Raw genomic sequence first — 22,187 nt, 5'->3', positions numbered from 1 at the left:
GAGGCAATTGATGCGGTTTCTTCAGTGAAAATAACTGTCGTCATGCCTGCTGGCGGCCCCATGAGAAAGGGTCTTTTTCATGTGTTAACGCCGGGAAAATCTGCAAATCACTGGGGTGTTAATGCGGATGTTTTGGGGTACCCGAAACACACGCCGATCCGTCGCCTTACCCTTTAACGGGCCAGAGATTCATCAGATTACAGTGAATAAAGAGGCAGGAGGCACCCGTAAAGAGAACTTTGGTCAGAAGAGTCTGTTCTGGACTGCTATCATCAGCTTAGTACTGCCGCCTGCCAGCGGCATTGTGATCCGGGGACCGTACTTTTCAGATGCCTCTGTCATTCCGCTGAGTCGGCTGGCACTGATTGTGCATTCTGTTTCGGCAGTGACGCTGATCATCGTGATTATGGTGCCCGTTTATGCCGCATTATGGGTCAGAGGCACACTGGCCGCGAGGGTAGAAAGCTGAATATGCTCTTAATGAGCCAGACAGCATTATCCTTGTGGATATCGTGAGCGGCGTAATTCGCCAATAAAACAGGAAAAACGCCCCTGATGAGTATTCGTATAATCCCGCAGGATCCGCTGGAGAAAGGCGAAAAAACAACGGAGGAGATGATTCCGCCGTTACTTTTTCCACGGTTGAAAAATTTATACAGCCGTCGTGCCGCGCGACTGCGCGATCTTGCGGCGAAAAATCCACTCGGCGATTATCTGCGCTTTGCGGCGGTGATCGCTGAAGCGCAGGAAATTGTGCTGTATGACCATCCTCTGCATCTCGATCTGCATGCCCGACTGACGCAGAGCGCCAGCGAGGGCAAGCCACCGCTGAACATCCATACTCTGCCGCGCGATCCACACTGGCAACGGCTGCTGCACTCGCTGATTGCTGAGCTGAAGCCGGAGATGAGCGGTCAGGCGCTGGCGGTGCTGGAGAATCTGGAGAAGGCCTCAGCCACAGAGCTGGAGACACTGGCCGGTGCGCTGTTTACCGGCGAGTATGCACAGGTGAGCAACGATAAAGCGCCCTTTATCTGGGCAGCACTCTCGCTCTACTGGGCGCAGATGGCAGCCCTGATACCCGGTAAGGCACACGCTGAAATGGGGAATCAGCGTCAGTTCTGTCCGGTCTGCGCCAGTATGCCGGTCGCCAGCATCGTTCATATGGGCAGTCATGAAAGCGCGCGTTATCTGCACTGCAATCTGTGCGAAAGTGAATGGCATGTCGTGGGCAGCAAATGTACCCAGTGCGAACAGTCCCGTGACCTGCACTACTGGTCGCTCAGCAGCGAGAAAGCAGCCGTGAAGGCGGAAAGCTGTGGCGACTGCGGCACTTATCTGAAGATGCTCTATCAGGAGAACGATCCGGCCATTGAACCGGTGGCCGATGACCTGGCGTCGCTGATACTGGATGCAAAAATGGAGCAGGAAGGCTTCGCGCGCAGCAGTCTCAATCCTTTTATGTTTCCTGGCGAATAGTCACTGAATCCGGAGAACCTGATGAAACTGATTGGCAGCTATACCAGCCCGTTTGTGCGTAAGATTTCGATTATCCTGCTGGAAAAAGGCATCACGTTTGAATTCGTTAATGCATCGCCTTACAGCGATGACAGTCACGTGCCGCACTACAATCCGCTGGGCAAAGTTCCGGCGCTGGTCGCTGACGATAAGCAAATCTGGTTCGACTCCAGCATCATCGCGGAATTTCTGGAACTGCGCGGTGAGGAGCCGGCCCTGCTGCCTGCCGATCCGCTTAAGTCGCTCAACATCCGTCAGCTGGAGAAGCTGGCAGATGGCGTCAGCGATGCTGCGCTGGTGATTGTTCGCGAGCAGATGCGTCCGGGTAATTTGCAGTCCGAAGAGGTCCTGCTGCGTAATCGTGAAAAGATTAAGCGCAGCCTCGACATGCTGGAAGCCGTGGCCGCTGAAGGAAAATGGCTGAACAACGGCCAGCTCAGTCTGGCGGATATCGCCACCGGCTGCATGATCGGCTATCTCAATTTCCGCCGCGTGGTGCCAAACTGGTGTGTCGAACGACCGGCGCTGGTGAAGCTGGCGGAAACGCTGTTTCAGCGCGAGAGCTTTGCGCGGACAACGCCGCCTGCGGCGTGATGTGTGCTGTAGCTGGCAGGTGGCTGGATTCAAAGATGCGGTTTTGGGGCTAATTGTCTAATCCAGCTCTGAAGCGCGCCGTTCTTTCTGAGGACGTCCTTATATCTGACTTTCTGAGACACAAGTAACTGGCTGACTATCTTTGATAGCGGCCTGTTATTTTTCGGGATGTATGCAGTATACGCAGAATACGAACCCCATCTGTTTCAGCCACATAGAGAATGATAAAGGGAAAGCGTGGGACTGCCAGCTTACGCTGTTTTTCTGTGCTGACTTTCGTGCCCGCCAGGGGGTTTTCGCTAAGCAGACTGGCCATACGGATAAACTTAACGTCTGTTGCACTGGCTACCCGTACGCCAGCCTCACGATACAGATAACGAAATATCGTCTCCCTGTCCGCCTGCGCCTGTTTTTCCCATTGAACGGCTGATATCACAATGTTCCCCGCGCGGCCTGCGCTTTCAGCTCTTCCATGCGGGCATTCATTTCATCGTTACTGATGAACTCACTTTCACCGGCATCATAACGACTGAACGCCGCCGTTATTTGCTCTTCCAGCCATGCATCATGTTTACCCTCCTGATATTGCCGCTCTTCAGCAGCCAGCTCTTCCGCTCGCTGACGCATAACCTCAGTCAGCGTCTTCTTCTGGCGCTCGGCTGCCCGCATGGCGAGTCGTTTAACGTCGTCATCGATTCTGAAGTGGATAGTGCTCATGGCCGGACTCTCGTGTGGTGTCATTTGTGTTGTCATCATGCCTGTCATCCCTTTCTCTGTCATCCCCATTCCACTCTTATAGTGATGCCGACAATAGTGATGCCGAAAATCACCACGCTATTATGAATAAGCGGCTGATTGCAGTTGCTGAAAAGAATATTGAGAAGAAGATGTAAACGAAATGGCAAAGTGAAAAACAATTCGTTTGCCAGAGACGCCTCGCAATCTATTACTTAGCGTTCAGCAGACTTACGAAGCAGACGATATATATGTGAACAGAAGAAAACAGTAAAGGAAGAACGTAACGAGAGATTTTTAGCGCGGACTGAAGGTGGTGGAACACCAACAGCCCGCTGACCACAACTAACTGAATCGGAGTTAATTATGGCTGGAAGAGATTCTACGTCAGAACCCGCTGTACCCCAAGCACGTAAAAGCGTCGTCGGTTACCGCCCCAACGGCGGCAGACCGAATCCATTACCTCAACTGACCATCAAAGGACGATGGCTGGAGCAGTGGGGATTCGTCAAAGGCCAGCCAGTCAGCATTATCGCCGAACAGGGCCAACTGATTATCCGGCTGGCTAAGGAGTGATCGGCAGGTAAAAAAATCCCGGCATTTAAAGGCCGGGATTGAGTGTTTATTCAGGTGGGAATTTCTGCTTTTTTCTTTTCTTTAACCACATTTTTATACAGATTCTGATACCCAGGATAAGGCCACCGACCTATCCAGATTTAAAGAAAGATGCAAAAAAATCATTCCAACTTAACGCTGCTCACCTAATTGAATTGATTTATTAAAGAAATATTGAGCTTTAGAATCACTTAAATCCATTGGTGTTCTCAAGCCGCCTATAGCATCTTTAGGGCCAGGAACATATTTACTGTCTTCAAATAAATAAGCCAGATCAGCCGTATTCTGCTCCGCAATCGGTGTTTCCGTAATACTTCCATCCGTATTCAGCGCGCCTTCAATATTCTCCGTATGGCTTGCTACTTGCTCACCAGATCTAGCTGGCGTAACTAACGACGTCCCTTTATTTTCATCCTGAACTGGATTTACCAGTTTGCCAATGTTTTCTGTGCCTGCAAGTTGAGCACCACCAGTATTTAAATGGGCATACTAATCCTGCAACGAACTCAGATACTTCCCAATAATCTCATCGTTATCCATTATCTACAGGGTGACAAGACGCTCCAGTCATTGGAGGGCATTTTATCAGCTACATCTTTAATGGCCAGTCCGGCAGGCCCTGCTTTTACCCCGATTTCCAGCAACTGCTCTGCGACCTTTTTCCGGCAGCAATATAGTGTAATGCAAGATTACTTTTTAATTGCAAAGAACTACAATTAACCATGCTGTATAAGCCAGTCTTGATAGCCAGAGAAAAATCGAGCCAAAGGATAGATCTGTTTTTGTCAAAAAAACCTTTATGAAATAAAAGGGGCTTTTATCATCAGTAAATCCTTGGTGGAAATACTTCCCGTACAATGCAAAAAGAAAAAATGCAAGTCCTCCGGAAAAATTAGACATTAACAATAATTCATCCGCCCCCCTTCGATACTCCGCTATCGCTGCAGACATATATCCAAGAACAAGAAAAACCAATGCACAGTTTGATAAAGCATCCCGTTTAAAAAACATATAATTGAAATAAAGCATGGAGTCCTTACCTACCTTAGCGCCACCAAGATTTTTATAAACAAAAATAAAAAAACAACCACCCCATAACAATAAAAAACATAACAACATAAAGGATGAAACATTGAAAATAATATCATTCGAAATCATAGCGGTATATTTCCTTAGTGGAGTCACCGTTCATATCTATTTTTTTATCATAGGAATCAATAGCAGAACCTGTAAAACCAATTCCCAGTCCAGTAGAAAACGAAATACCAATGCCATCTTTCCCGCCAGACATTTCCTACAGAACCGGGACCAAAACCGACGCTAGTTGAATAATCACGATTTAAGTCTCCAAACAATCCCGGGAAATATGGACCAAAGTCAATACCGATTGAAGCTCCAGCCTTAATACCAAATTCTTTAGTGTATCCTGTAGAAATAGAGAAGTAATCATTATTAATCTCATATCCTCTTTTCAAAGCAAGTCCCACGCCACCTGAAACTTCAACTTTTCCATTAGGTTTAACCTTATATTCAGTCCCCCAGGAAGGCCCTTCACCAATAGCAATATGATTCATCCCTTCCTGAATTTTTTCTGGTGTCAGATTATTGTCCTTGCCATACTGACTCCACGAGCCTACGGTCAGTCCGTAATCATTTGTTCCTGATGACAACATGCTGTTCCAGCCATCATTGAGCGAGTTATTCTCAATCGCATTTTCCCCCGCCTGAGCACCCGCCACAACATCCGCCGTACTGTCACCCACGACTCCACCCGCAAGTCCCGCCGCCAGCGTCCCCAGAGCGCTGATCGTCTGCCGCTGCTCTTCGCTCAGGTCGTCACGCTTAACCCCCGGACTTACGAAAAAGCATACGTATACTCAGGCTATCCCGGCCCAAAAAATCCCATAAAAAAAGGGACGATTGCTCGTCCCTTTTTCGCACCGCTAATCACATTACTGCAGCAGCGAGATATCCGCGACCTGCAGGAACAGCTCACGCAGTTTTGACAGCAGCGTCAGGCGATTGACCCGCACCGCCTGATCGTCGGCGTTAACCATCACTTTATCGAAGAAGTTGTCTACTGCGGTACGCAGTTGAGCCAGTTCGACCAGCGCATCCTGATAACGACCTTCCGCGAAGTAAGGCTGCAGCTTGCTGCTCAGCGCGGTAACAAAGGTCGCCAGCTGGATCTCTTCGTTCTCTTTCAGCAGCGACGCCTGCACGCTCTCATTCAGCGTTTCGGTCGATTTCGCCAGAATGTTAGAAACGCGCTTGTTCGCCGCCGCCAGTGCTGAGGCTGCTTCCAGCGTACGGAAGTGCGACACCGCTTTCATGCGTGCATCAAAGTCAGCCGGACGGGTCGGACGACGCGCCAGAACGGCCTGCAGCGTGTCGATGCTGTGACCCTCTTCCTGATACCAGGTGCGGAAGCGACCCAGCATAAAGTCGATCACATCATCGACCACGCGGGTGTTGCTCAGCTTGCTGCCATACAGACGCACGGCTTCTTCAGTCAGGGTTTGCAGATCGAGCGGCAGGTTTTTCTCAACGATGATACGCAGCACGCCCAGCGCCGCACGACGCAGTGCGAACGGATCCTTGTCGCCTTTTGGATGCTGACCGATGCCAAAAATACCGGCCAGCGTATCCATTTTGTCAGCAATCGCCAGCGCACAGGCAACCGGGCTTGACGGCAGATCATCACCGGCAAAGCGCGGCTGATACTGCTCGTTCAGCGCGACCGCCACATCTTCTGCTTCGCCGTCGTGACGCGCATAGTGCATGCCCATCACGCCCTGCGTGTCGGTGAACTCAAAGACCATGTTGGTCATCAGGTCACACTTCGACAGCAGGCCTGCGCGGGTGGCGTGATTCACATCGGCGCCAATTTCACCGGCAATCCAGCCCGCCAGAGCCTGAATGCGGTCGGTTTTATCGCGCAGCGTGCCCAGCTCTTTCTGGAACAGGACGGTTTCCAGACGCGGCAGATGATCTTCCAGACGCTTTTTGCGGTCGGTGTTAAAGAAGAACTCCGCATCGGCCAGGCGTGGACGTACCACTTTTTCGTTGCCGGAGATGATCTGGCGTGGTTCGCTGGACTCGATGTTGGTGACGAAAATGAAGTTCGGCATCAGATTGCCGTCATTGTCATACACCGGGAAATATTTCTGATCGCCTTTCATGGTGTAGACCAGCGCTTCCGCAGGCACCTTGAGGAATTTCTCTTCAAAGGTCGCGGTCAGGACCACCGGCCACTCCACCAGCGAGGTCACCTCTTCCAGCAGGCTGTCGCTGATATCGGCGTTGCCGCCTAAGCGACGTGCGGCTGCTTCTGCATCGGCTTTAATCATCGCTTTGCGAACCTGATAGTCTGCAATGACCTGGCCGCGTTTTTCCAGCACATCAGGGTACTGATCGGCGTTGTCGAGCGTGATTTCGCTTTCACCCATAAAGCGGTGACCACGAATAACCCGGTCTGACTTAATGCCCAGAATGGTGCCAGGGATCAGTTCATCGCCCAGCAGCATCGTCACAGTGTGAACCGGACGAACGAATTGCACATCGCTGTCGCCCCAGCGCATCAGTTTGGGCACTGGCAGCTTGCTGAGTGCGGTCGCAATCATCGCAGGGAGCAGCGCCTGAGCGGCTTCGCCTTTGACCTGAGCGCGGTAAACCAGCCATTCGCCTTTATCTGTGGCGAGGCGTTCAGCCTGATCGACAGTAATGCCGTTACCACGCGCCCAGCCTTCGGCGGCTTTGGTGGCGTTGCCATCAGCGTCGAACGCTGCGGAAACAGCCGGACCGCGCTTCTCCACTTCCCGATCGGGTTGTGAGGCGCTCAGGTTTGCCACTTTCAGTGCCAGACGACGCGGTGCAGCAAACCAGCTGACCTCGCCGTGGCTTAGGTTGGCGGCATCCAGTTCAGCGGTGACCTGCGCGGCAAAGGCTTCTGCCAGGCTGCGCAGGGCTTTTGGTGGCAGCTCTTCGGTGCCGATCTCCACCAGGAAGGTTTGTTCAGTCATGGCTGCCTCTTACTTTTTGTTATTGCACATCGGGAAGCCCATTGCCTCGCGAGAGGCGTAGTAAGCTTCAGCCACGGCTTTGGTCAGGGTACGAATGCGCAGAATATAGCGCTGACGCTCTGTTACCGAGATCGCTTTGCGGGCATCCAGCAGGTTGAAGCTGTGTGCCGCTTTCAGAATGCGTTCGTAGGCGGGCAGTGGCAGCGGTTTTTCCAGCGCCAGCAGATGCTGCGCCTCTTTCTCGTACTGCTCGAAGCAGGTAAAGAGGAAATCGACGTCGGCGTATTCGAAGTTATAGGTGGATTGCTCCACTTCGTTCTGATGGAACACATCGCCGTAGGTGGTTTTGCCCAGCGGGCCGTCGCTCCAGACCAGATCGTAAACGCTGTCGACGCCCTGGATATACATCGCCAGACGCTCCAGGCCGTAGGTAATCTCGCCGGTCACCGGCTTACACTCCAGGCCGCCAACCTGCTGGAAGTAGGTGAACTGCGTCACTTCCATGCCGTTGAGCCACACTTCCCAGCCGAGTCCCCAGGCACCCAGCGTCGGGTTTTCCCAGTTATCTTCCACGAAGCGAATGTCATGCACCGTCGGATCCATACCCAGCTCTTTCAGCGAGCCGAGATAGAGCTCCTGAATGTTGTCCGGTGACGGTTTGATGATCACCTGGAACTGGTAATAGTGCTGCAGACGGTTCGGGTTTTCACCGTAGCGACCATCGGTAGGACGGCGTGATGGCTGCACGTAGGCGGCGGCGATCGGCTCCGGGCCGAGTGCGCGCAGGCAGGTCATCGGGTGTGAAGTGCCAGCGCCCACTTCCATGTCCAGCGGTTGGACAATGGTGCAGCCCTGACGCGCCCAGTAATCCTGCAAGGTCAGGATCAGCCCCTGAAAGGTTTTGGTATCAAACTTTTGCATGTTGAGTGTGCACGCGCTTCGGTTAGATTAAAAAAAGAGGCCGACAGTATACCCTTTGACCGCGCGATGTGCAGCCGTAAATCCCAGGCGCAACCGGCACGTTTTCGCGGTGATTCCGGGCGCTGGCATACAGATGCCTCTGAATCCTGTTGGCAGCAGTTGTTGCTCTGGTCGCATTTGACTACCCTTTGGCGCACGGAGCGATGCGCAAGAGGACGCCATGCCGCAGAAGATTTACTGGATAGACAATTTACGCGCGGTCGCCTGCCTGATGGTGATCGTGATTCACACCACCACCTGGTATATCACCGGGCCGATGGCGGTGACGGGCACCACCTGGGATGTGGCGAATCTGCTGAACTCGGCATCACGCGTCTGCGTTCCGCTGTTCTTTATGATCTCCGGCTATCTGTTTTTCGGCGAACGCAGCGCCCAGCCGCGCCACATGGTCAGGCTGGTGCTCTGTCTGCTGTTCTACAGCGCGGTCTCGCTGGCCTATATCACCTGGCTGACGCCGATCAGCGAAGGACGGTCGATCCTGAAGATGCTGCAGAAGCCGGTGTTCTATCACCTGTGGTTCTTCTTTGCGCTAATTGGCATCTATCTGATGTCGCCGCTGATTCAGGTAAAAAATGTGCAGGCGCGTTATGTGGCGCTACTGGTGCTGGTGCTGGCGGTGCTCGCCAACCCCAATACGGTCAGTCAGTCGCTGGGCCCGTTTCATTTCCTGCCGGTTAACCTCTATGTCAGCGGTGACAGCATTTACTACCTGCTCTATGCACTGCTGGGACGGGCGATTGGCACCATGGATACGACCCGGCGCGGCCTGACGCCGCTGGCTACCGGACTGTTTATCGCCTGTGTGATTGGTATTACGCTGGGGACGAAAAAGGCGCTGATCGTCAACGGCGCGTTTAACGATACCTGGTATCTTTACTGCGGACCGCTGGTGTTTATCGCCGCCATCAGCCTGCTGATCGTGTTTAAAAACAGCCTGAACCAGCGCACTCTTCCCGGTTTAACGCTGATTGCCCGTTATTCACTGCCAATCTACGGCTTTCACGCGCTCTTCATTCACTATCTGCGCACGCATCACTACGATGATATGTCGCGTCCCTGGCTCGACCTGCCCTGGGTGTTTGGGCTGACGCTGGGCGGCAGCCTGCTGCTGGGGATGGCACTGAAACGCGTCGATACCCGTCATTTCGTCAGCTGATCGGCTTCACGCTGGCGGGCGCGTCGTAGCTGGCGCGCCGATGAAAACCCCGCCGCCAGCGCCGCTTTTTCGGCAGACTCACCCTGCTGCTGACGCTGGCGGGCCACGCCAACCCGCAGCTGCTCATGGTATTCCCGCACGCTGATCCCCAGATGCTGACGAAACAGACGCGCCAGATGGCGGCTGCTGACGTGGGTGCGTCCGGCCAGTTCGGTCAGCGTCCAGCCATGCTCTGGATGGGCAATCATCAGATCCTGCGCGCGGTGAATGGCCGGATGCATGTGGTTGCGATAACGCAGCCAGGGTGAAAGCTGTGGGTCGTCACCAGCGCGGCGAAACCAGACCACCATTTCCCGCGCCACCGCCAGCGCGGTGGGGGTATCACAGAGCTGAGCGATCAGATGCAGTGCCAGGTCGATCCCGGCCGTGATGCCCGCGCTGGTCCAGATATTCTCATGCCCGACAAACACCCGATTCTCCTGCACCCGTGCACGTGGAGCCGCCGCTTTCAGCCGGGCAATCACATCATGATGAGTGGTGCAGAGTACGTCATCGAGCATGCCCGCCTGCGCCGCCAGCAGCGCACCCGAACAGACGCAGACCAGCATAAAGGTCTGCGCGCACAGCGCGGCGTTCTGGCGCCTCAGCCAGTCGCGTGCTTCTGCGGCCTGAGGTGTGGCATAACAGATTTGCGAATCATAGACGCCCGGCACCACCAGAAGGCTCCCTGCTGGCAACTGTTCCGGTAAGGATTCGATGCCGCCAATGGTCATGCCGGTGGAGCAGACCACCTCCGGCTGCGGACCAATATAGCGCAGCGAAAAGCGATCGCCCGCCAGCTGCAGCGTCTCAGCCGGGCCGGTCAGATCCAGCGCCATCACGCCAGGCAGGGTTAAAAACCAGACGGTACGAGTCATATTGTGGCCAGCGCTACGCCAGATCCCAGCCACGGGCGCGCCACAACGCAGGCAGTTGCGCCATATCGTCGAAGCGGGTCACCAGCGGGTGGTCCAGTTCAGGGTTGTGTGGGTCAGCGCAGTAGTAGTAGACAGGAATGCCAGCGGCGATACCGGCGCGGGCGCCCGCTTCGGAGTCATCCACCAGAATGCAGCGCTCAATCGGCACCTGCATCTGTTCTGCGGCGTGGTACATCAGTTCCGGATCGGGCTTCCAGTGCAGAATGTCATAGCCGCTGTAGAGGTGCTCCTCGAAAAGCGGCAGCATGCCGGTTAAGCCCAGCGAGTGCTGCATCTTTTTTACGGTTCCGTTTGAGACTACGCACATCGGCACTTTTATCTGCTCAACCAGCGCTTTCGCGCCTGGGATGGGCTGCAGTTGCAGATCAAACAGTCTTGCCACTTCCGCGCGATAAGCTGTTTCCACCTCTTCCATCGGCAGCGTTACCTGATGCGCATCGCCCACGTCACGAATGATGTCGTAGAGTTTGACGCCTTTATACTTTTCAAACATCTGCTGCAGCGACAGCGCCAGGCCGTAACGGGCAAAGGTGTTAACGTAGGCCTGGGTACAGAGCAACTCACTGTCGACCAGCGTGCCATCGCAATCAAAAAAGACGCATTCTACTGACATCAGACTCTATCCTTCGATTCGGGGTGTATTCCACACTCTACCGCACTCAGCGCAGATTGCGAGACTGGCAATCGGTTGCGAAAAATCATTGTATTGCCCCGGTAAAATCGCCAGGATACGCGCCGATGATTTTTTCTTCTGGATGGATGGCATGAGCAAGCAAGGCGTTTTGCAGCGCATCTTCAGGCTGCAGGAACATGGCACCACGGTGCGCACCGAAGTGATCGCGGGTATCACCACTTTTCTGACGATGGTCTATATCGTCTTCGTCAATCCGCAGATCCTCGGCGTCGCCGGCATGGATACCCAGGCGGTGTTTGTGACCACCTGTCTGATCGCCGCCTTCGGCAGCATTCTGATGGGACTGTTTGCTAATCTGCCGGTGGCGCTGGCACCCGCAATGGGGCTGAATGCCTTCTTCGCCTTTGTAGTGGTCGGGGCGATGGGCTATTCGTGGCAGGTCGGTATGGGCGCGATTTTCTGGGGCGCGGTTGGCCTGCTGATCCTGACGCTGCTGCGGGTGCGCTACTGGATGATTGCCAATATCCCGCTGAGCCTGCGCGTTGGCATCACCGCCGGTATCGGCCTGTTTATCGCGATGATGGGGCTGAAAAATGCCGGCATTATCGTACCAAATCCCGATACCCTCGTGGCGGTAGGGAATCTGACCTCGCACAGCGTCCTGCTGGGCGCACTCGGCTTCTTTATTATCGCCATTCTGGCATCACGCAATATCCACGCAGCGGTGTTGATCTCAATGGTGATCACCACCGGCATCGGCTGGATGCTGGGCGACGTGAAGTTTGTCGGCCTGTTTTCAGCACCCCCATCGATAACGTCTGTAGTCGGTCAGGTCGATATTAAAGGCGCATTCAACATTGGCATGGCGGGGGTGATCTTCTCCTTTATGCTGGTCAATCTGTTCGACTCCTCCGGCACACTGATCGGCGTTACCGATAAAGCGGGACTGACCGATGAAACCGGCACCTTCCCGCGCATGCAGCAGGCGCTTTATGTCGACAGCATTAGTTCGGTGAGTGGCGCGCTGGCGGGCACCTCATCCGTGACCGCCTATATCGAGAGCACGTCGGGCGTGGCGATTGGGGGCCGTACCGGGCTGATGGCCGTAGTGACCGGCCTGCTGTTCCTGCTGGTAACCTTCCTGTCACCGCTGGCCGCAATGGTGCCATCCTACGCTGCTGCGGGCGCGCTGATTTATGTAGGCGTGTTAATGACCGCCAGCCTGTCGCGCGTGCGCTGGGATGATCTGACCGAAGCCGTTCCGGCCTTTGTGACCGCTGCCATGATGCCCTTCAGCTTTTCCATCACCGAAGGCATTGCGCTGGGGTTTATCGCTTACTGCGTAATGAAGCTCGGCACCGGCCGCTGGCGTGAAATCAGCCCCTGCGTAGTGATTGTTGCGCTGCTGTTTGTTCTGAAGATTGTTTTTGTGGACGGGCACTAAGCACATTCAGGGCCGCAACCTTCGGGTTGCGGCTTTTTTACATTTCAGGATGCAGGCTGCGCTCGCTGGGCAGGCTGGTCAGCCGCAGGGCAAGAGGCCCGATGTTGGGCTTACCCATCTCGATTTCGCGTAATCCGCGCCACTGAAAGTCGCTATCCATCTCCCACAGGTGCAGACGCTGGGTCGCAGACGACAGCGCGCACGACCAGACCAGCACAGGCTCCGCATCGCACACCACCTGGATATCAGGATAAAGTGACGATCGCAGCCGACCCGCTCCCGGCAACAGCCGCAGCGAATCCAGTCCCCGATCACCCTCTCCCGTCAGCTTGAGAATGCTCTGCCGCAACGTCCAGATCTGCGTCACCGCTTCCATGGCATCCTGCTGGGCATTAATCCAGGCGATCTCGCCCGAGGTGAATCCCTGAATCAGCTGCTCCTGCGTCTGACGGCTCCGCGCATGAACGATCTCCATATCCAGACCGGCACGTCCTCCTTCTTCGGCCAACAGGACGCCCACCGTATTTCCCGCATAGGCGATACTGAAATCGGGCAGTTCGCTGTCAGCAAACACCGGACGTCCATTGCTCTGGATAATCAGGCGCGGCAGTGTCTGAATGCCATAAACCCGCAGCATAAGCTGTGCCAGCAGGGTTCGTGCGGCAAGAAATCGCCCACGGCGTTTGTCAGCAAACTGCTGTGCCGTGTCGGTAATCGCCTGGGGAATACACATATCTTTCGCCGGGAAGCCGGGGTCGCCCGTCCAGCGTACAAAATGACCAGCCATCTGTCGCTCCGTGAAAATGGTCAGATAATCATCAGAAGCATTGTAGGAATTTTCTTAACACATTGCATCCGTCAACGCGAACATTAGTTTAAATTCAGAATAGGATGAGCGGCGTCGTGAGGGTCAGAACTGGCGAATGGTGTTTCATCAGGGGACACCCTCAGCAGAACCGGGTTTGATGCGCGTGCCTGGTTAGCCATCCCGCGGGCAGCCAGCGTAGCTGCGACACTGCTGTCATGCGGGTGTCAGGCTGCTGTCGGGTCAGGATCGTGTTACTGCCGGACGTTCCGCCGCACACTTTTCCTTCCTGTCTGTTACTTCGGAGAATAAGAATGAGCAGCATCAACAGATTTAAAGAACATCGCCTGGCACGGGCGTGGTCACAGGAACAGCTGGCAGAAATGGCGGGACTGAGCACCCGCACCGTGCAGCGTATTGAAAATGGTGAGCGGCCGGGACTGGAAACCCTGAGTGCGCTGGCTGCCGTCTTTGAGGTGAACGTTGCTGATCTGACCGGTCCGCAGAACGGCGAGGATCTGGCGCTGGATCAGCGGATTACTGATGCGCGCAGCAGGATCGCCGGTGAAGCACGCTTTTACCGTTCACTGATTACTGCGGTGGTGGTTTGCGGACTGCTGTTCGTCCTGAATCATGTGACGGCGCCGGATGATCACTGGTCGCTCTGGGTTGCGGCAATCTGGGGAGCGCTGCTGATTGTCCGGGCGATGCGGACCTTTGTGTTTCATGGTCTGACGCAGCGCTGGCAGCAAAAGCGCCTGCAGAAAATGCTGCGCCGTTAATGCGGTGATCCGCGTCACGAACTGAATCGCGACGCGGAGAGCATCAGGCGAAGCGGCTCGCCTGATCAAAGCTCAGTCGCGGCAGACGCGGATGCAGTTTTGATGCGTCACCATATCCGAGGTTGATCAGCAGGTTAACCTGATACTGACCGTCCGGGAAAAACGCGTCATTGACTTTGGCCGGATCAAAACCGGACATCGGACCGGCATCCAGACCCAGCGAGCGAGCCGCCAGAATCAGATAACCTGCCTGCAGGCTGCTGTTACGGAAAGCCGTCTCTTTCGCCGCTTCCGGGCTGCCGGTAAACCAGCTACGCGCATCCGCATGCGGGAACAGCGCGGGCAGTTGTTCATAGAACTCGCGATCCCAGGCCACTATCACCGTGACCGGCGCGCTCATGGTTTTGTCCAGATTGCCGGAAGAGAGTGCCGGTTTCAGCTTCTCTTTGCCTTCCGCAGACGTTACGAAAACAAAACGCGCTGGCGAGCAGTTCGCCGAGGTCGGGCCCAGTGCCGTTAAGGCATAGAGCTGTTCCAGCAGGGCGTTATCGACAGGCTTATCCTGCCAGTAACTGTGAGTGCGGGCGTCATTAAACAGCGTGTCCAGTGCGGCAGTGTCGAGCGGTGTACTCATGTAACTCTCCTGTTACAGGCGAAAAGCTTCGCCCAAGGGTGTTCACGTTGTGGATTTGCGCCCGGCCCGACGCGGCTGGATGAGGCGGGGATCATTCACCGCAATCTGTAGCCGCCGTCAGATCGGCGCGTCTACCGTTATACGACAACGCGGTGCCGTCGCAAAATAACTTATCAGCAAGAATGAACGCAGAGGCGGGAATAGCAGAAGATAGCGCGAGGCGGGAAATCAGGCCTGACAGCGTATCGCCATCAGGCCAGTGAGGCTATTTACCAATACAGAAGCTGGAGAAGATACGACCCAGCAGATCGTCAGAGGTGAACTCGCCGGTGATTTCACTCAGCGCCTGCTGAGCAACACGCAGCTCTTCGGCCAGTAACTCACCCGCCCGGGCACCGAGCAGCTGTGCTCGGCCCTGCTGTAAGTGCATTGCCGCCAGCTCCAGCGCCTGGAGATGACGACGGCGTGCCAGGAAGCCGCCTTCCATGTTGCCTGCAAATCCCATGCTCTGCTTCAGGTGATCACGCAGTTCATCAACGCCTTCACTGGTACGTGCCGACAGACGAATCAGTGAATGACCGTTTATTTCTGTCAGACCGGGAGGCTCACCGGTGACGTCTGCTTTGTTGCGGACCACGGTAATCGGCAGTTCCGGCGGCAGACGGGAGACAAAATCGGGCCAGATAGCCGCTGCTTCGGTGGCATCGGTGGTGGTGCCATCGACCATAAACAGCACGCGGTCAGCCTGCTCGATCTCCTGCCAGGCACGCTCAATCCCGATACGTTCAACTTCATCGCTGGCCTCACGCAGACCGGCGGTGTCGATGATATGCAGCGGCATGCCATCGATATGAATATGCTCACGTAAGACGTCGCGGGTGGTGCCCGCAATGTCTGTAACGATGGCGGCATCACGGCCCGCCAGCGCATTCAGCAGGCTCGATTTACCCGCATTAGGCCGGCCCGCAATCACCACTTTCATCCCTTCACGCAGCAGGCTGCCCTGACGCGCTTCGGCGCGGACCGCATCCAGGTCGCCGATCACCGTATTCAGCTGTGCTTCGATTCTGCCGTCAGAAAGGAAATCGATCTCCTCATCCGGGAAGTCGATAGCCGCTTCGACATAAATCCGCAGATGAGTAAGGGCTTCCACAAGATGATTGATGCGGGTGGAGAACGCGCCCTGCAGCGAGTTGACCGCTGACCGTGCCGCCTGCTCAGAGCTGGCATCAATCAGGTCGGCAATCGCTTCGGCCTGCGCCAGATCGAGCTTGTCATTCAGAAACGCCCGCTCAGAAAACTCACCCGGCTGGGCAATACGCACGCCAGGCAGCGTCACGATGCGCTTCAGCAGCAGGTCAAGAATAACCGGACCGCCGTGCCCCTGCAGCTCCAGCACATCTTCGCCGGTAAAGGAGTTGGGGCCAGGAAACCACAGCGCAATGCCCTGATCCAGCACGCTGCCGTCACTATCGGTAAACGGCAGATAATCGGCGTAACGCGGCTTAGGCAGTTTACCCAGCAGCTGGCGGGCAACCTCTGCCGCCTGGGCGCCAGAGACGCGCAGAATGCCTACGCCGCCGCGTCCAGGCGGTGTTGCCTGGGCAACAATGGTATCGCTGTGGCTCATAAATTTTCTCTCGCTACAAAAAACACAGGCGGTCGCTTTGACCGCCTGAGAATAGACTATTTAAGGGCGGGATGACTCCCGCGCTGAATCGCTTACGCTTTCTTCTTGTCGCGGCTATGCAGACCACGTTTTTCCAGGCCGCGATAAATCAGCTGCTGCTGGAGAATGGTGACCAGGTTGCTGACGATGTAGTACAGCACCAGACCTGACGGGAACCACAGGAAGAACACGGTGAAAATCACCGGCATGTAAGTCATGATCTTCTGCTGCATCGGATCGGTCACGGTGGTCGGTGACATCTTCTGAATGAAGAACATGGTGATGCCCATCAGAATCGGCAGGATGTAGTACGGGTCCTGCGCTGACAGGTCATGGATCCACAGAACGAATGGGGCATGACGCAGTTCAACCGAGCCTGACAGCATATAGTAGAGCGCCAGGAAGATTGGCATCTGAATCACCAGCGGCAGACAGCCACCCAGCGGATTCACTTTCTCTGCTTTATACAGCGCCATCATTTCCTGGCTCTGCTTCTGCTTGTCATCACCCAGACGCTCACGCATCGCCTGAATTTTCGGCTGCAGCATGCGCATCTTGGCCATCGAGGTGTACTGCGCTTTAGTCAGCGGGTACATGATGCCGCGCACGATGAAGGTGATCACGATAATGGAGAAGCCCCAGTTACCGATGAAGCTGTGGATGAATTTCAGCAGTTTGAACAGCGGCTGAGAGATAAACCACAACCAGCCGTAATCCACGGTCAGATCAAGGTGCGGCGCAATCGCGGCCATCTTGTCCTGAATTTCCGGGCCGACCCACAGCGTTGCACCCAGATTCTGCTGTGCGCCTGCGGCAATGGTGACCGGTGCAGATTTATAGCCAATTGCCGCAACGCCGTTACCCAGGTTGCTGGTGTAAAGGGTGTTGGTGCCTTCGGTACGCGGAACCCATGCCGTCGCAAAGTACTGTTGCAGCATCGCCACCCAGCCATTGCTGGTGGTCGCGTTCAGGTTCTCGTTGTCCGCGATAGTGTCGAATTTATACTTCTCATATTTCGACTCGCTGGTGGAGTAGGCCGCACCACGGAAGGTGTGCAGCGCAAAGTTGTTGCTGCCGGTATCACGATGCTTTGGCAGATCAATCGTCTGCTTCAGCTGGCCAAACAACGACACTTCCAGCGGCTGCTGCGTGGTGTTGTTGACATGATAATCGACATTAACGGCATATTCGCCACGCTTGAAGATGAAGGTTTTGGTATAAACCACGCCATTTTCAGCGGTATAGGTCATCGGCACACGCAGTTCGGACTGGCCATCAGCCATCTCGAAGTGATTCTGTGCAGCGTTGAACAGCGGACGTGCACCGTTGTTCGGGTTATCCGGGCCATTACGACCGGTTAAACCGCTCTGAGCCTGATAAAGGAATGCTGGCGTTGTTTCAAGCAGCTGGAACGGCTGGTCTGAACCCAGTTTGTCCGGGAAAGTCAGCAGCTGTGCTTGTTCAACATCACCGCCTCGGGTGTTGATATTCAATGACAGGACATCAGTCTTAACGGTGATCGTCTGGCCCTGACCGCTGGCCGGTACACCCTGACTGGCGGCATCACCCGCTACGCTGTTGGTGCCCTGTGTGGTCTGCGTCTGCTGTGGCTGCGGAGCGTGGTCCGTCTGCCAGGCTTGCCAGATCATAAAGGTCACGAACAGAAAAGCGATGAGAAAGAGATTGCGTTGCGAATCCATCGTTAATGTTCTCTGGTATCAAAGGTTTTTGGCGGCACAGGATCGTCACCACCCGGGTTCAAGGGGTGGCATTTTAATACGCGTTTTAATGTCAACCAACTGCCTTTTATCAGGCCGAACCTGCGTAATGCCTCAATTCCGTAATGAGAGCAGGTCGGGTGAAACCGACAGTGTGGTCCCAGTAATGGACTGATACCGCGTTGATAGACGCGTATCAGGACGATCAGGAGCCGCGCGCCAGGCGACAGTGACGACGCCATAATTTCTCCAACGCTTCCGCCAGCATACGGTTATCCAGATCGGCAACCCCCTTCTTCGCGACCACCACGAAGTCCATCGACGGCAGTTCATGTTGACGCAGACGAAAGCTTTCGCGGGTCAATCGCTTGATCCGGTTGCGTTCATGAGCGCGTTTCACATGTTTTTTAGCGACGGTGAGACCGATGCGGGGATGCCCCAGCGCGTTAAGGCGGCCGAGAATAGTAATTTGCGGCGTGCCAGCCCGTTGTGGCTGCTGGAAGACGAAAGTGAAATGAGTGGGAGTTAACAAACGTAACTCCCTGGGAAATGCGAGCTTACCCATCAGGGCTTGCTTTATTACTTAGAAACGGTCAGACGAGAACGGCCTTTAGCACGACGACGTGCCAGAACCTGACGACCATTTTTTGTTGCCATACGAGCACGGAAACCGTGTGAACGGTTGCGCTTCAGTACGGACGGTTGAAAAGTGCGTTTCATGGCGGTTTCTACCTAAACTTGAAAATTTTCACTGGGTGACGCGTTTCGGGCCAGAAAATCGACCTACGCCTCAATGTGTCTTTAATAAAGAGGCGGGATTGTAATAATTGTACAGTCCCGAGTCAATTTACTTCGCGTGTCATAGTGCCTGAAAACCCGCATACAGCCCGCAGAGTCCCGACTTTGCGCCTGATGGCTCAATGTCGGGTGGAGAATTATACGGGCTCCGCACTAAAGCGCAAGGATCGCGCGGGATCTTATTGCGATCGGCTCACCGGATCCTGGGGATAAAATGAGATAACGTCCGAAATTTTCATCTATTGCGTCAGATCTCTGCTGGTTTTTCCCGCAACTGGCGTAAACTTCTTTGCGCGCCTCTGGCCTGTGGATAAAAAGGATCAAAACTGTGTAGAAAGGGGAGATCTCTGCCTCGCTTTGCGCTATGATCCGCCCTTCCGCTGACGATCCTCCGGTGATTGCAGGACGGAAAACCGCTGATAGCGGTCGCAGGCGCTTTCTTAGTGTCTGTGTCAAAAATGAACGTTTCTTAGAGTAACGCCTACTATTCTTTTCGAATTTGTACGAGTGGAGTCCGCCGTGTCACTTACGCTTTGGCAACAGTGTCTTGCCCGTTTGCAGGATGAGCTTCCTGCCACCGAATTCAGCATGTGGATCCGTCCACTCCAGGCTGAGTTAAACGACAATACGCTTGCCTTGTATGCTCCAAATCGCTTCGTACTCGACTGGGTTCGGGACAAATACCTTAATAGCATCAACGCACTGCTAAATGAATTTTGTGGTCCAAACGTGCCTGCACTGCGTTTTGAAGTAGGTACGCGCCCGGTTCAGCAGCAAGCGGCAGCGGTCAGCCAGCCCGTCATGGCCAGCGTCAGCGCGCCCGTGATGCCCGTACAGAGCCATATTCGTCCGGCCCCGGCGCAGATCATGCGTCCCAGCTGGGATAATGTCCCGGCTCCGGCCGACGTCACTTACCGCTCGAATGTGAATAACCGTCATAACTTCGATAACTTCGTTGAAGGTAAATCCAACCAGCTGGCGCGCGCGGCGGCACGTCAGGTGGCGGATAATCCAGGCGGCGCTTATAACCCACTTTTTCTGTATGGCGGCACGGGTCTCGGTAAAACGCACCTGTTGCATGCGGTGGGCAACGGCATTATTGCCCGCAAACCCAATGCAAAAGTGGTTTACATGCACTCCGAGCGTTTTGTACAGGATATGGTTAAAGCGCTGCAGAACAATGCAATTGAAGAGTTCAAACGCTACTACCGTTCTGTGGATGCGCTATTGATCGATGACATTCAGTTCTTTGCGAATAAAGAGCGCTCACAGGAAGAGTTCTTCCACACCTTTAATGCCTTATTAGAAGGCAATCAGCAGATCATCCTCACCTCGGATCGCTATCCCAAAGAGATCAACGGTGTAGAGGATCGTCTTAAATCGCGCTTCGGCTGGGGTTTAACGGTGGCGATCGAGCCGCCTGAGCTGGAAACGCGTGTGGCGATCCTGATGAAAAAAGCGGATGAGAACGACATCCGTCTGCCGGGTGAAGTTGCCTTCTTTATTGCCAAGCGTTTGCGCTCTAACGTGCGTGAACTGGAAGGTGCACTGAACCGCGTCATCGCCAATGCTAACTTTACCGGTCGGGCGATCACCATCGACTTCGTGCGTGAAGCGCTGCGCGATCTGCTGGCGCTGCAGGAAAAGCTGGTCACCATCGATAATATTCAGAAGACCGTGGCTGAGTACTACAAGATTAAGGTGGCAGATCTGCTTTCCAAACGCCGTTCGCGCTCGGTAGCGCGTCCGCGCCAGATGGCGATGGCGATGGCGAAAGAGTTGACGAACCACAGCTTGCCAGAAATTGGCGACGCTTTTGGGGGTCGCGACCACACAACGGTGCTTCATGCCTGCCGCAAGATTGAGCAGCTGCGTGAAGAGAGCCACGATATCAAAGAAGATTTCTCTAATCTCATCAGAACATTATCTTCCTGACGCTATGAAATTTATTGTTGAACGTGAGCAGCTGCTGAAGCCGCTGCAACAAGTTAGTGGCCCACTGGGTGGTCGTCCGACGCTGCCGATTCTCGGAAACCTGCTGCTGCAGGTTACAGAAGGTTCGCTGCTGCTGACCGGTACCGATCTGGAAATGGAGATGGTCGCACGTGTGGCGCTGACGCAGGCGCATGAGCCTGGCTCCACCACCGTTCCGGCGCGAAAATTTTTGGATATCTGTCGCGGATTGCCGGATGGTGCAGAAATCACGCTGGCGCTGGAAGGCGATCGTATGCTGGTTCGCTCTGGCCGCAGCCGTTTTTCGCTGTCGACCCTGCCCGCCAGTGACTTCCCGAATCTCGACGACTGGCAGAGTGAAGTTGAATTCACCCTGCCGCAGGCGACCCTGAAACGGCTGATCGAAGCGACTCAGTTCTCGATGGCCCATCAGGATGTGCGTTACTACCTCAACGGCATGATGTTTGAAACCGAAGGGGAAGAGCTGCGCACTGTAGCCACTGATGGTCACCGTCTGGCCGTTTGCTCCATGCCGATTGGTCAGGCACTGCCGAGTCATTCCGTGATTGTGCCACGTAAAGGCGTCATTGAGCTGCTGCGTCTGCTGGATGGCGGCGATACGCCTCTGCAGGTCCGGATTGGCGGCAGCAATATCCGCGCGCACGTCGGCGACTATATCTTTACCTCTAAGCTGGTTGATGGTCGCTTCCCTGACTATCGCCGCGTATTGCCGAAGAATCCCGATAAAGTGCTGGAAGCGGGCTGCGATCTGCTCAAACAGGCCTTTGCCCGTGCTGCCATCCTTTCTAACGAGAAGTTCCGCGGTGTTCGCCTCTATATCACCGAAAATCAGCTAAAAATTACCGCCAATAACCCTGAACAGGAAGAAGCGGAAGAGATGCTGGATGTCAGCTATAACGGCACGGAACTGGAGATCGGTTTTAACGTCAGTTACGTGCTGGATGTGCTGAACGCGCTGAAGTGCGAAAACGTCCGCCTGCTGCTGACGGATTCAGTGTCGAGCGTGCAGATCGAAGATGTGGCGAGTCCTGCAGCAGCTTACGTCGTCATGCCCATGCGCTTGTAAGTGTTATATATCGGCCTGGCTTACTTGCTATGTTGTGCCCCGGCAGTGCTCGCCATCCTCACGTA

General features: G+C 54.9%; 22 protein-coding genes and 3 pseudogenes. 9 read left to right on the top strand and 16 right to left on the bottom strand.

Going from position 1 to position 22,187, the window contains the following annotated elements; genetic code table 11:
* Positions 1–121 precede the first annotated feature (121 nt).
* From LQK91_RS18870 to LQK91_RS18860, 3 genes and pseudogenes are all read left to right on the top strand, one after another.
* Positions 122–556, top strand: a pseudogene (locus LQK91_RS18870) (hypothetical protein).
* Positions 556–1,479 (top strand): formate dehydrogenase accessory protein FdhE, encoded by a 924-nt coding sequence (gene fdhE / locus LQK91_RS18865; protein ID WP_003849696.1) that lies wholly within the window; start codon positions 556–558, stop codon positions 1,477–1,479. The pseudogene LQK91_RS18870 and the gene fdhE overlap by 1 nt, the downstream one beginning before the upstream one ends.
* Before the next feature lie 21 nt (positions 1,480–1,500).
* The gene (locus LQK91_RS18860) at positions 1,501–2,112 is read left to right on the top strand and encodes a glutathione S-transferase (RefSeq protein WP_003849694.1); all 612 of its coding nucleotides are present in this window, start codon (positions 1,501–1,503) and stop codon (positions 2,110–2,112) included.
* 136 nt (positions 2,113–2,248) lie between these two features.
* Here LQK91_RS18860 and LQK91_RS18855 read toward each other — a convergent pair whose 3' ends face one another.
* Positions 2,249–2,548: a type II toxin-antitoxin system RelE/ParE family toxin gene (locus tag LQK91_RS18855; RefSeq protein ID WP_003849691.1), complete on the bottom strand. Its 300-nt coding sequence runs from the start codon at positions 2,546–2,548 to the stop codon at positions 2,249–2,251.
* A complete protein-coding gene (locus LQK91_RS18850) occupies positions 2,545–2,829 on the bottom strand; it encodes a damage-inducible protein J (protein WP_033743358.1) in 285 nt (94 codons plus the stop codon). Before LQK91_RS18850 ends, LQK91_RS18855 begins: the two co-directional genes overlap by 4 nt.
* 384 nt (positions 2,830–3,213) lie before the next feature.
* Between LQK91_RS18850 and LQK91_RS18845 the strand changes: the two genes are divergently transcribed.
* Positions 3,214–3,423: a SymE family type I addiction module toxin gene (locus LQK91_RS18845; RefSeq protein WP_003849685.1), complete on the top strand. Its 210-nt coding sequence runs from the start codon at positions 3,214–3,216 to the stop codon at positions 3,421–3,423.
* A 585-nt stretch (positions 3,424–4,008) separates the two neighbouring features.
* Here LQK91_RS18845 and LQK91_RS22120 read toward each other — a convergent pair.
* The 5 genes and pseudogenes from LQK91_RS22120 to glyQ form a co-directional block, all read right to left on the bottom strand.
* Positions 4,009–4,130 (bottom strand): annotated as a pseudogene (locus LQK91_RS22120) (VENN motif pre-toxin domain-containing protein); the annotation flags it as partial.
* Between the two features lie 28 nt (positions 4,131–4,158).
* The gene (locus LQK91_RS18840) at positions 4,159–4,620 is read right to left on the bottom strand and encodes a hypothetical protein (protein ID WP_105099999.1); all 462 of its coding nucleotides are present in this window, start codon (positions 4,618–4,620) and stop codon (positions 4,159–4,161) included.
* A pseudogene (locus tag LQK91_RS18835) lies at positions 4,607–5,315 on the bottom strand (polymorphic toxin type 25 domain-containing protein); the annotation flags it as partial. The gene LQK91_RS18840 and the pseudogene LQK91_RS18835, both read right to left, overlap by 14 nt.
* A 99-nt stretch (positions 5,316–5,414) precedes the next feature.
* Positions 5,415–7,484, bottom strand: a complete 2,070-nt coding sequence (gene glyS / locus LQK91_RS18830) for a glycine--tRNA ligase subunit beta (protein WP_003849682.1) — start codon at positions 7,482–7,484, stop codon at positions 5,415–5,417.
* 9 nt (positions 7,485–7,493) lie between these two features.
* The gene (gene glyQ, locus LQK91_RS18825) at positions 7,494–8,405 is read right to left on the bottom strand and encodes a glycine--tRNA ligase subunit alpha (protein ID WP_003849680.1); all 912 of its coding nucleotides are present in this window, start codon (positions 8,403–8,405) and stop codon (positions 7,494–7,496) included.
* 220 nt (positions 8,406–8,625) lie between these two features.
* On the opposite strand from glyQ, the gene LQK91_RS18820 reads away from it, so the two are divergent.
* Complete coding sequence (locus tag LQK91_RS18820; RefSeq protein WP_003849679.1) at positions 8,626–9,621, top strand: acyltransferase; 996 nt, start codon at positions 8,626–8,628, stop codon at positions 9,619–9,621.
* On the opposite strand, the gene LQK91_RS18815 is transcribed toward LQK91_RS18820, so the two are convergent.
* Entirely contained in the window at positions 9,606–10,538 is a 933-nt protein-coding gene (locus LQK91_RS18815) for a GlxA family transcriptional regulator (protein ID WP_105099998.1), read from the bottom strand. The two genes, LQK91_RS18820 and LQK91_RS18815, sit on opposite strands and share 16 nt — an antisense overlap.
* Before the next feature lie 13 nt (positions 10,539–10,551).
* A complete protein-coding gene (gene yieH, locus LQK91_RS18810; protein WP_039658648.1) occupies positions 10,552–11,211 on the bottom strand; it encodes a 6-phosphogluconate phosphatase in 660 nt (219 codons plus the stop codon).
* 151 nt (positions 11,212–11,362) lie between these two features.
* Between yieH and LQK91_RS18805 the strand changes: the two genes are divergently transcribed.
* Positions 11,363–12,676 (top strand): NCS2 family permease, encoded by a 1,314-nt coding sequence (locus tag LQK91_RS18805; protein ID WP_008926398.1) that lies wholly within the window; start codon positions 11,363–11,365, stop codon positions 12,674–12,676.
* A 37-nt stretch (positions 12,677–12,713) separates the two neighbouring features.
* Here LQK91_RS18805 and LQK91_RS18800 read toward each other — a convergent pair whose 3' ends face one another.
* A complete protein-coding gene (locus LQK91_RS18800) occupies positions 12,714–13,463 on the bottom strand; it encodes a 4'-phosphopantetheinyl transferase family protein (RefSeq protein WP_003849671.1) in 750 nt (249 codons plus the stop codon).
* Between the two features lie 332 nt (positions 13,464–13,795).
* Between LQK91_RS18800 and LQK91_RS18795 the strand changes: the two genes are divergently transcribed.
* Positions 13,796–14,263 carry a helix-turn-helix domain-containing protein gene (locus tag LQK91_RS18795; protein ID WP_039658651.1) on the top strand — a complete coding sequence of 156 codons (468 nt, stop codon included), beginning with the start codon at positions 13,796–13,798 and terminating at the stop codon, positions 14,261–14,263.
* Between the two features lie 43 nt (positions 14,264–14,306).
* On the opposite strand, the gene LQK91_RS18790 is transcribed toward LQK91_RS18795, so the two are convergent.
* From LQK91_RS18790 to rpmH, 6 genes are all read right to left on the bottom strand, one after another.
* Entirely contained in the window at positions 14,307–14,897 is a 591-nt protein-coding gene (locus LQK91_RS18790) for a malonic semialdehyde reductase (RefSeq protein ID WP_003849667.1), read from the bottom strand.
* A 265-nt stretch (positions 14,898–15,162) separates the two neighbouring features.
* Positions 15,163–16,527 carry a tRNA uridine-5-carboxymethylaminomethyl(34) synthesis GTPase MnmE gene (mnmE, locus tag LQK91_RS18785; protein ID WP_039658654.1) on the bottom strand — a complete coding sequence of 455 codons (1,365 nt, stop codon included), beginning with the start codon at positions 16,525–16,527 and terminating at the stop codon, positions 15,163–15,165.
* Positions 16,528–16,619: 92 nt separating this feature from the next.
* On the bottom strand, positions 16,620–18,266 hold the full coding sequence (gene yidC, locus LQK91_RS18780; RefSeq protein ID WP_003849663.1) for a membrane protein insertase YidC: 1,647 nt from the start codon (positions 18,264–18,266) through the stop codon (positions 16,620–16,622).
* A gap of 2 nt (positions 18,267–18,268) precedes the next feature.
* Positions 18,269–18,526 carry a membrane protein insertion efficiency factor YidD gene (yidD, locus tag LQK91_RS18775; protein WP_008926397.1) on the bottom strand — a complete coding sequence of 86 codons (258 nt, stop codon included), beginning with the start codon at positions 18,524–18,526 and terminating at the stop codon, positions 18,269–18,271.
* Entirely contained in the window at positions 18,490–18,849 is a 360-nt protein-coding gene (gene rnpA, locus LQK91_RS18770; protein WP_008926396.1) for a ribonuclease P protein component, read from the bottom strand. The genes yidD and rnpA overlap by 37 nt, the downstream gene beginning before the upstream one ends.
* A gap of 14 nt (positions 18,850–18,863) precedes the next feature.
* Entirely contained in the window at positions 18,864–19,004 is a 141-nt protein-coding gene (gene rpmH / locus LQK91_RS18765; protein WP_003849659.1) for a 50S ribosomal protein L34, read from the bottom strand.
* Positions 19,005–19,601: 597 nt separating this feature from the next.
* Here rpmH and dnaA point away from each other — a divergent pair.
* Positions 19,602–21,017 carry a chromosomal replication initiator protein DnaA gene (dnaA, locus tag LQK91_RS18760; RefSeq protein WP_003849649.1) on the top strand — a complete coding sequence of 472 codons (1,416 nt, stop codon included), beginning with the start codon at positions 19,602–19,604 and terminating at the stop codon, positions 21,015–21,017.
* Between the two features lie 4 nt (positions 21,018–21,021).
* Complete coding sequence (gene dnaN / locus LQK91_RS18755) at positions 21,022–22,122, top strand: DNA polymerase III subunit beta (protein ID WP_003849646.1); 1,101 nt, start codon at positions 21,022–21,024, stop codon at positions 22,120–22,122.
* The last annotated feature ends 65 nt before the right edge of the window (positions 22,123–22,187 follow it).

The sequence above is a fragment of the Pantoea sp. MHSD4 genome, assembly GCF_021043305.1.
Taxonomy (GTDB): Bacteria; Pseudomonadota; Gammaproteobacteria; order Enterobacterales; family Enterobacteriaceae; genus Pantoea; species Pantoea eucalypti.
Note: the sequence above shows the minus strand (reverse complement) of the source record. Positions and strands in the feature narration are given on the sequence as shown.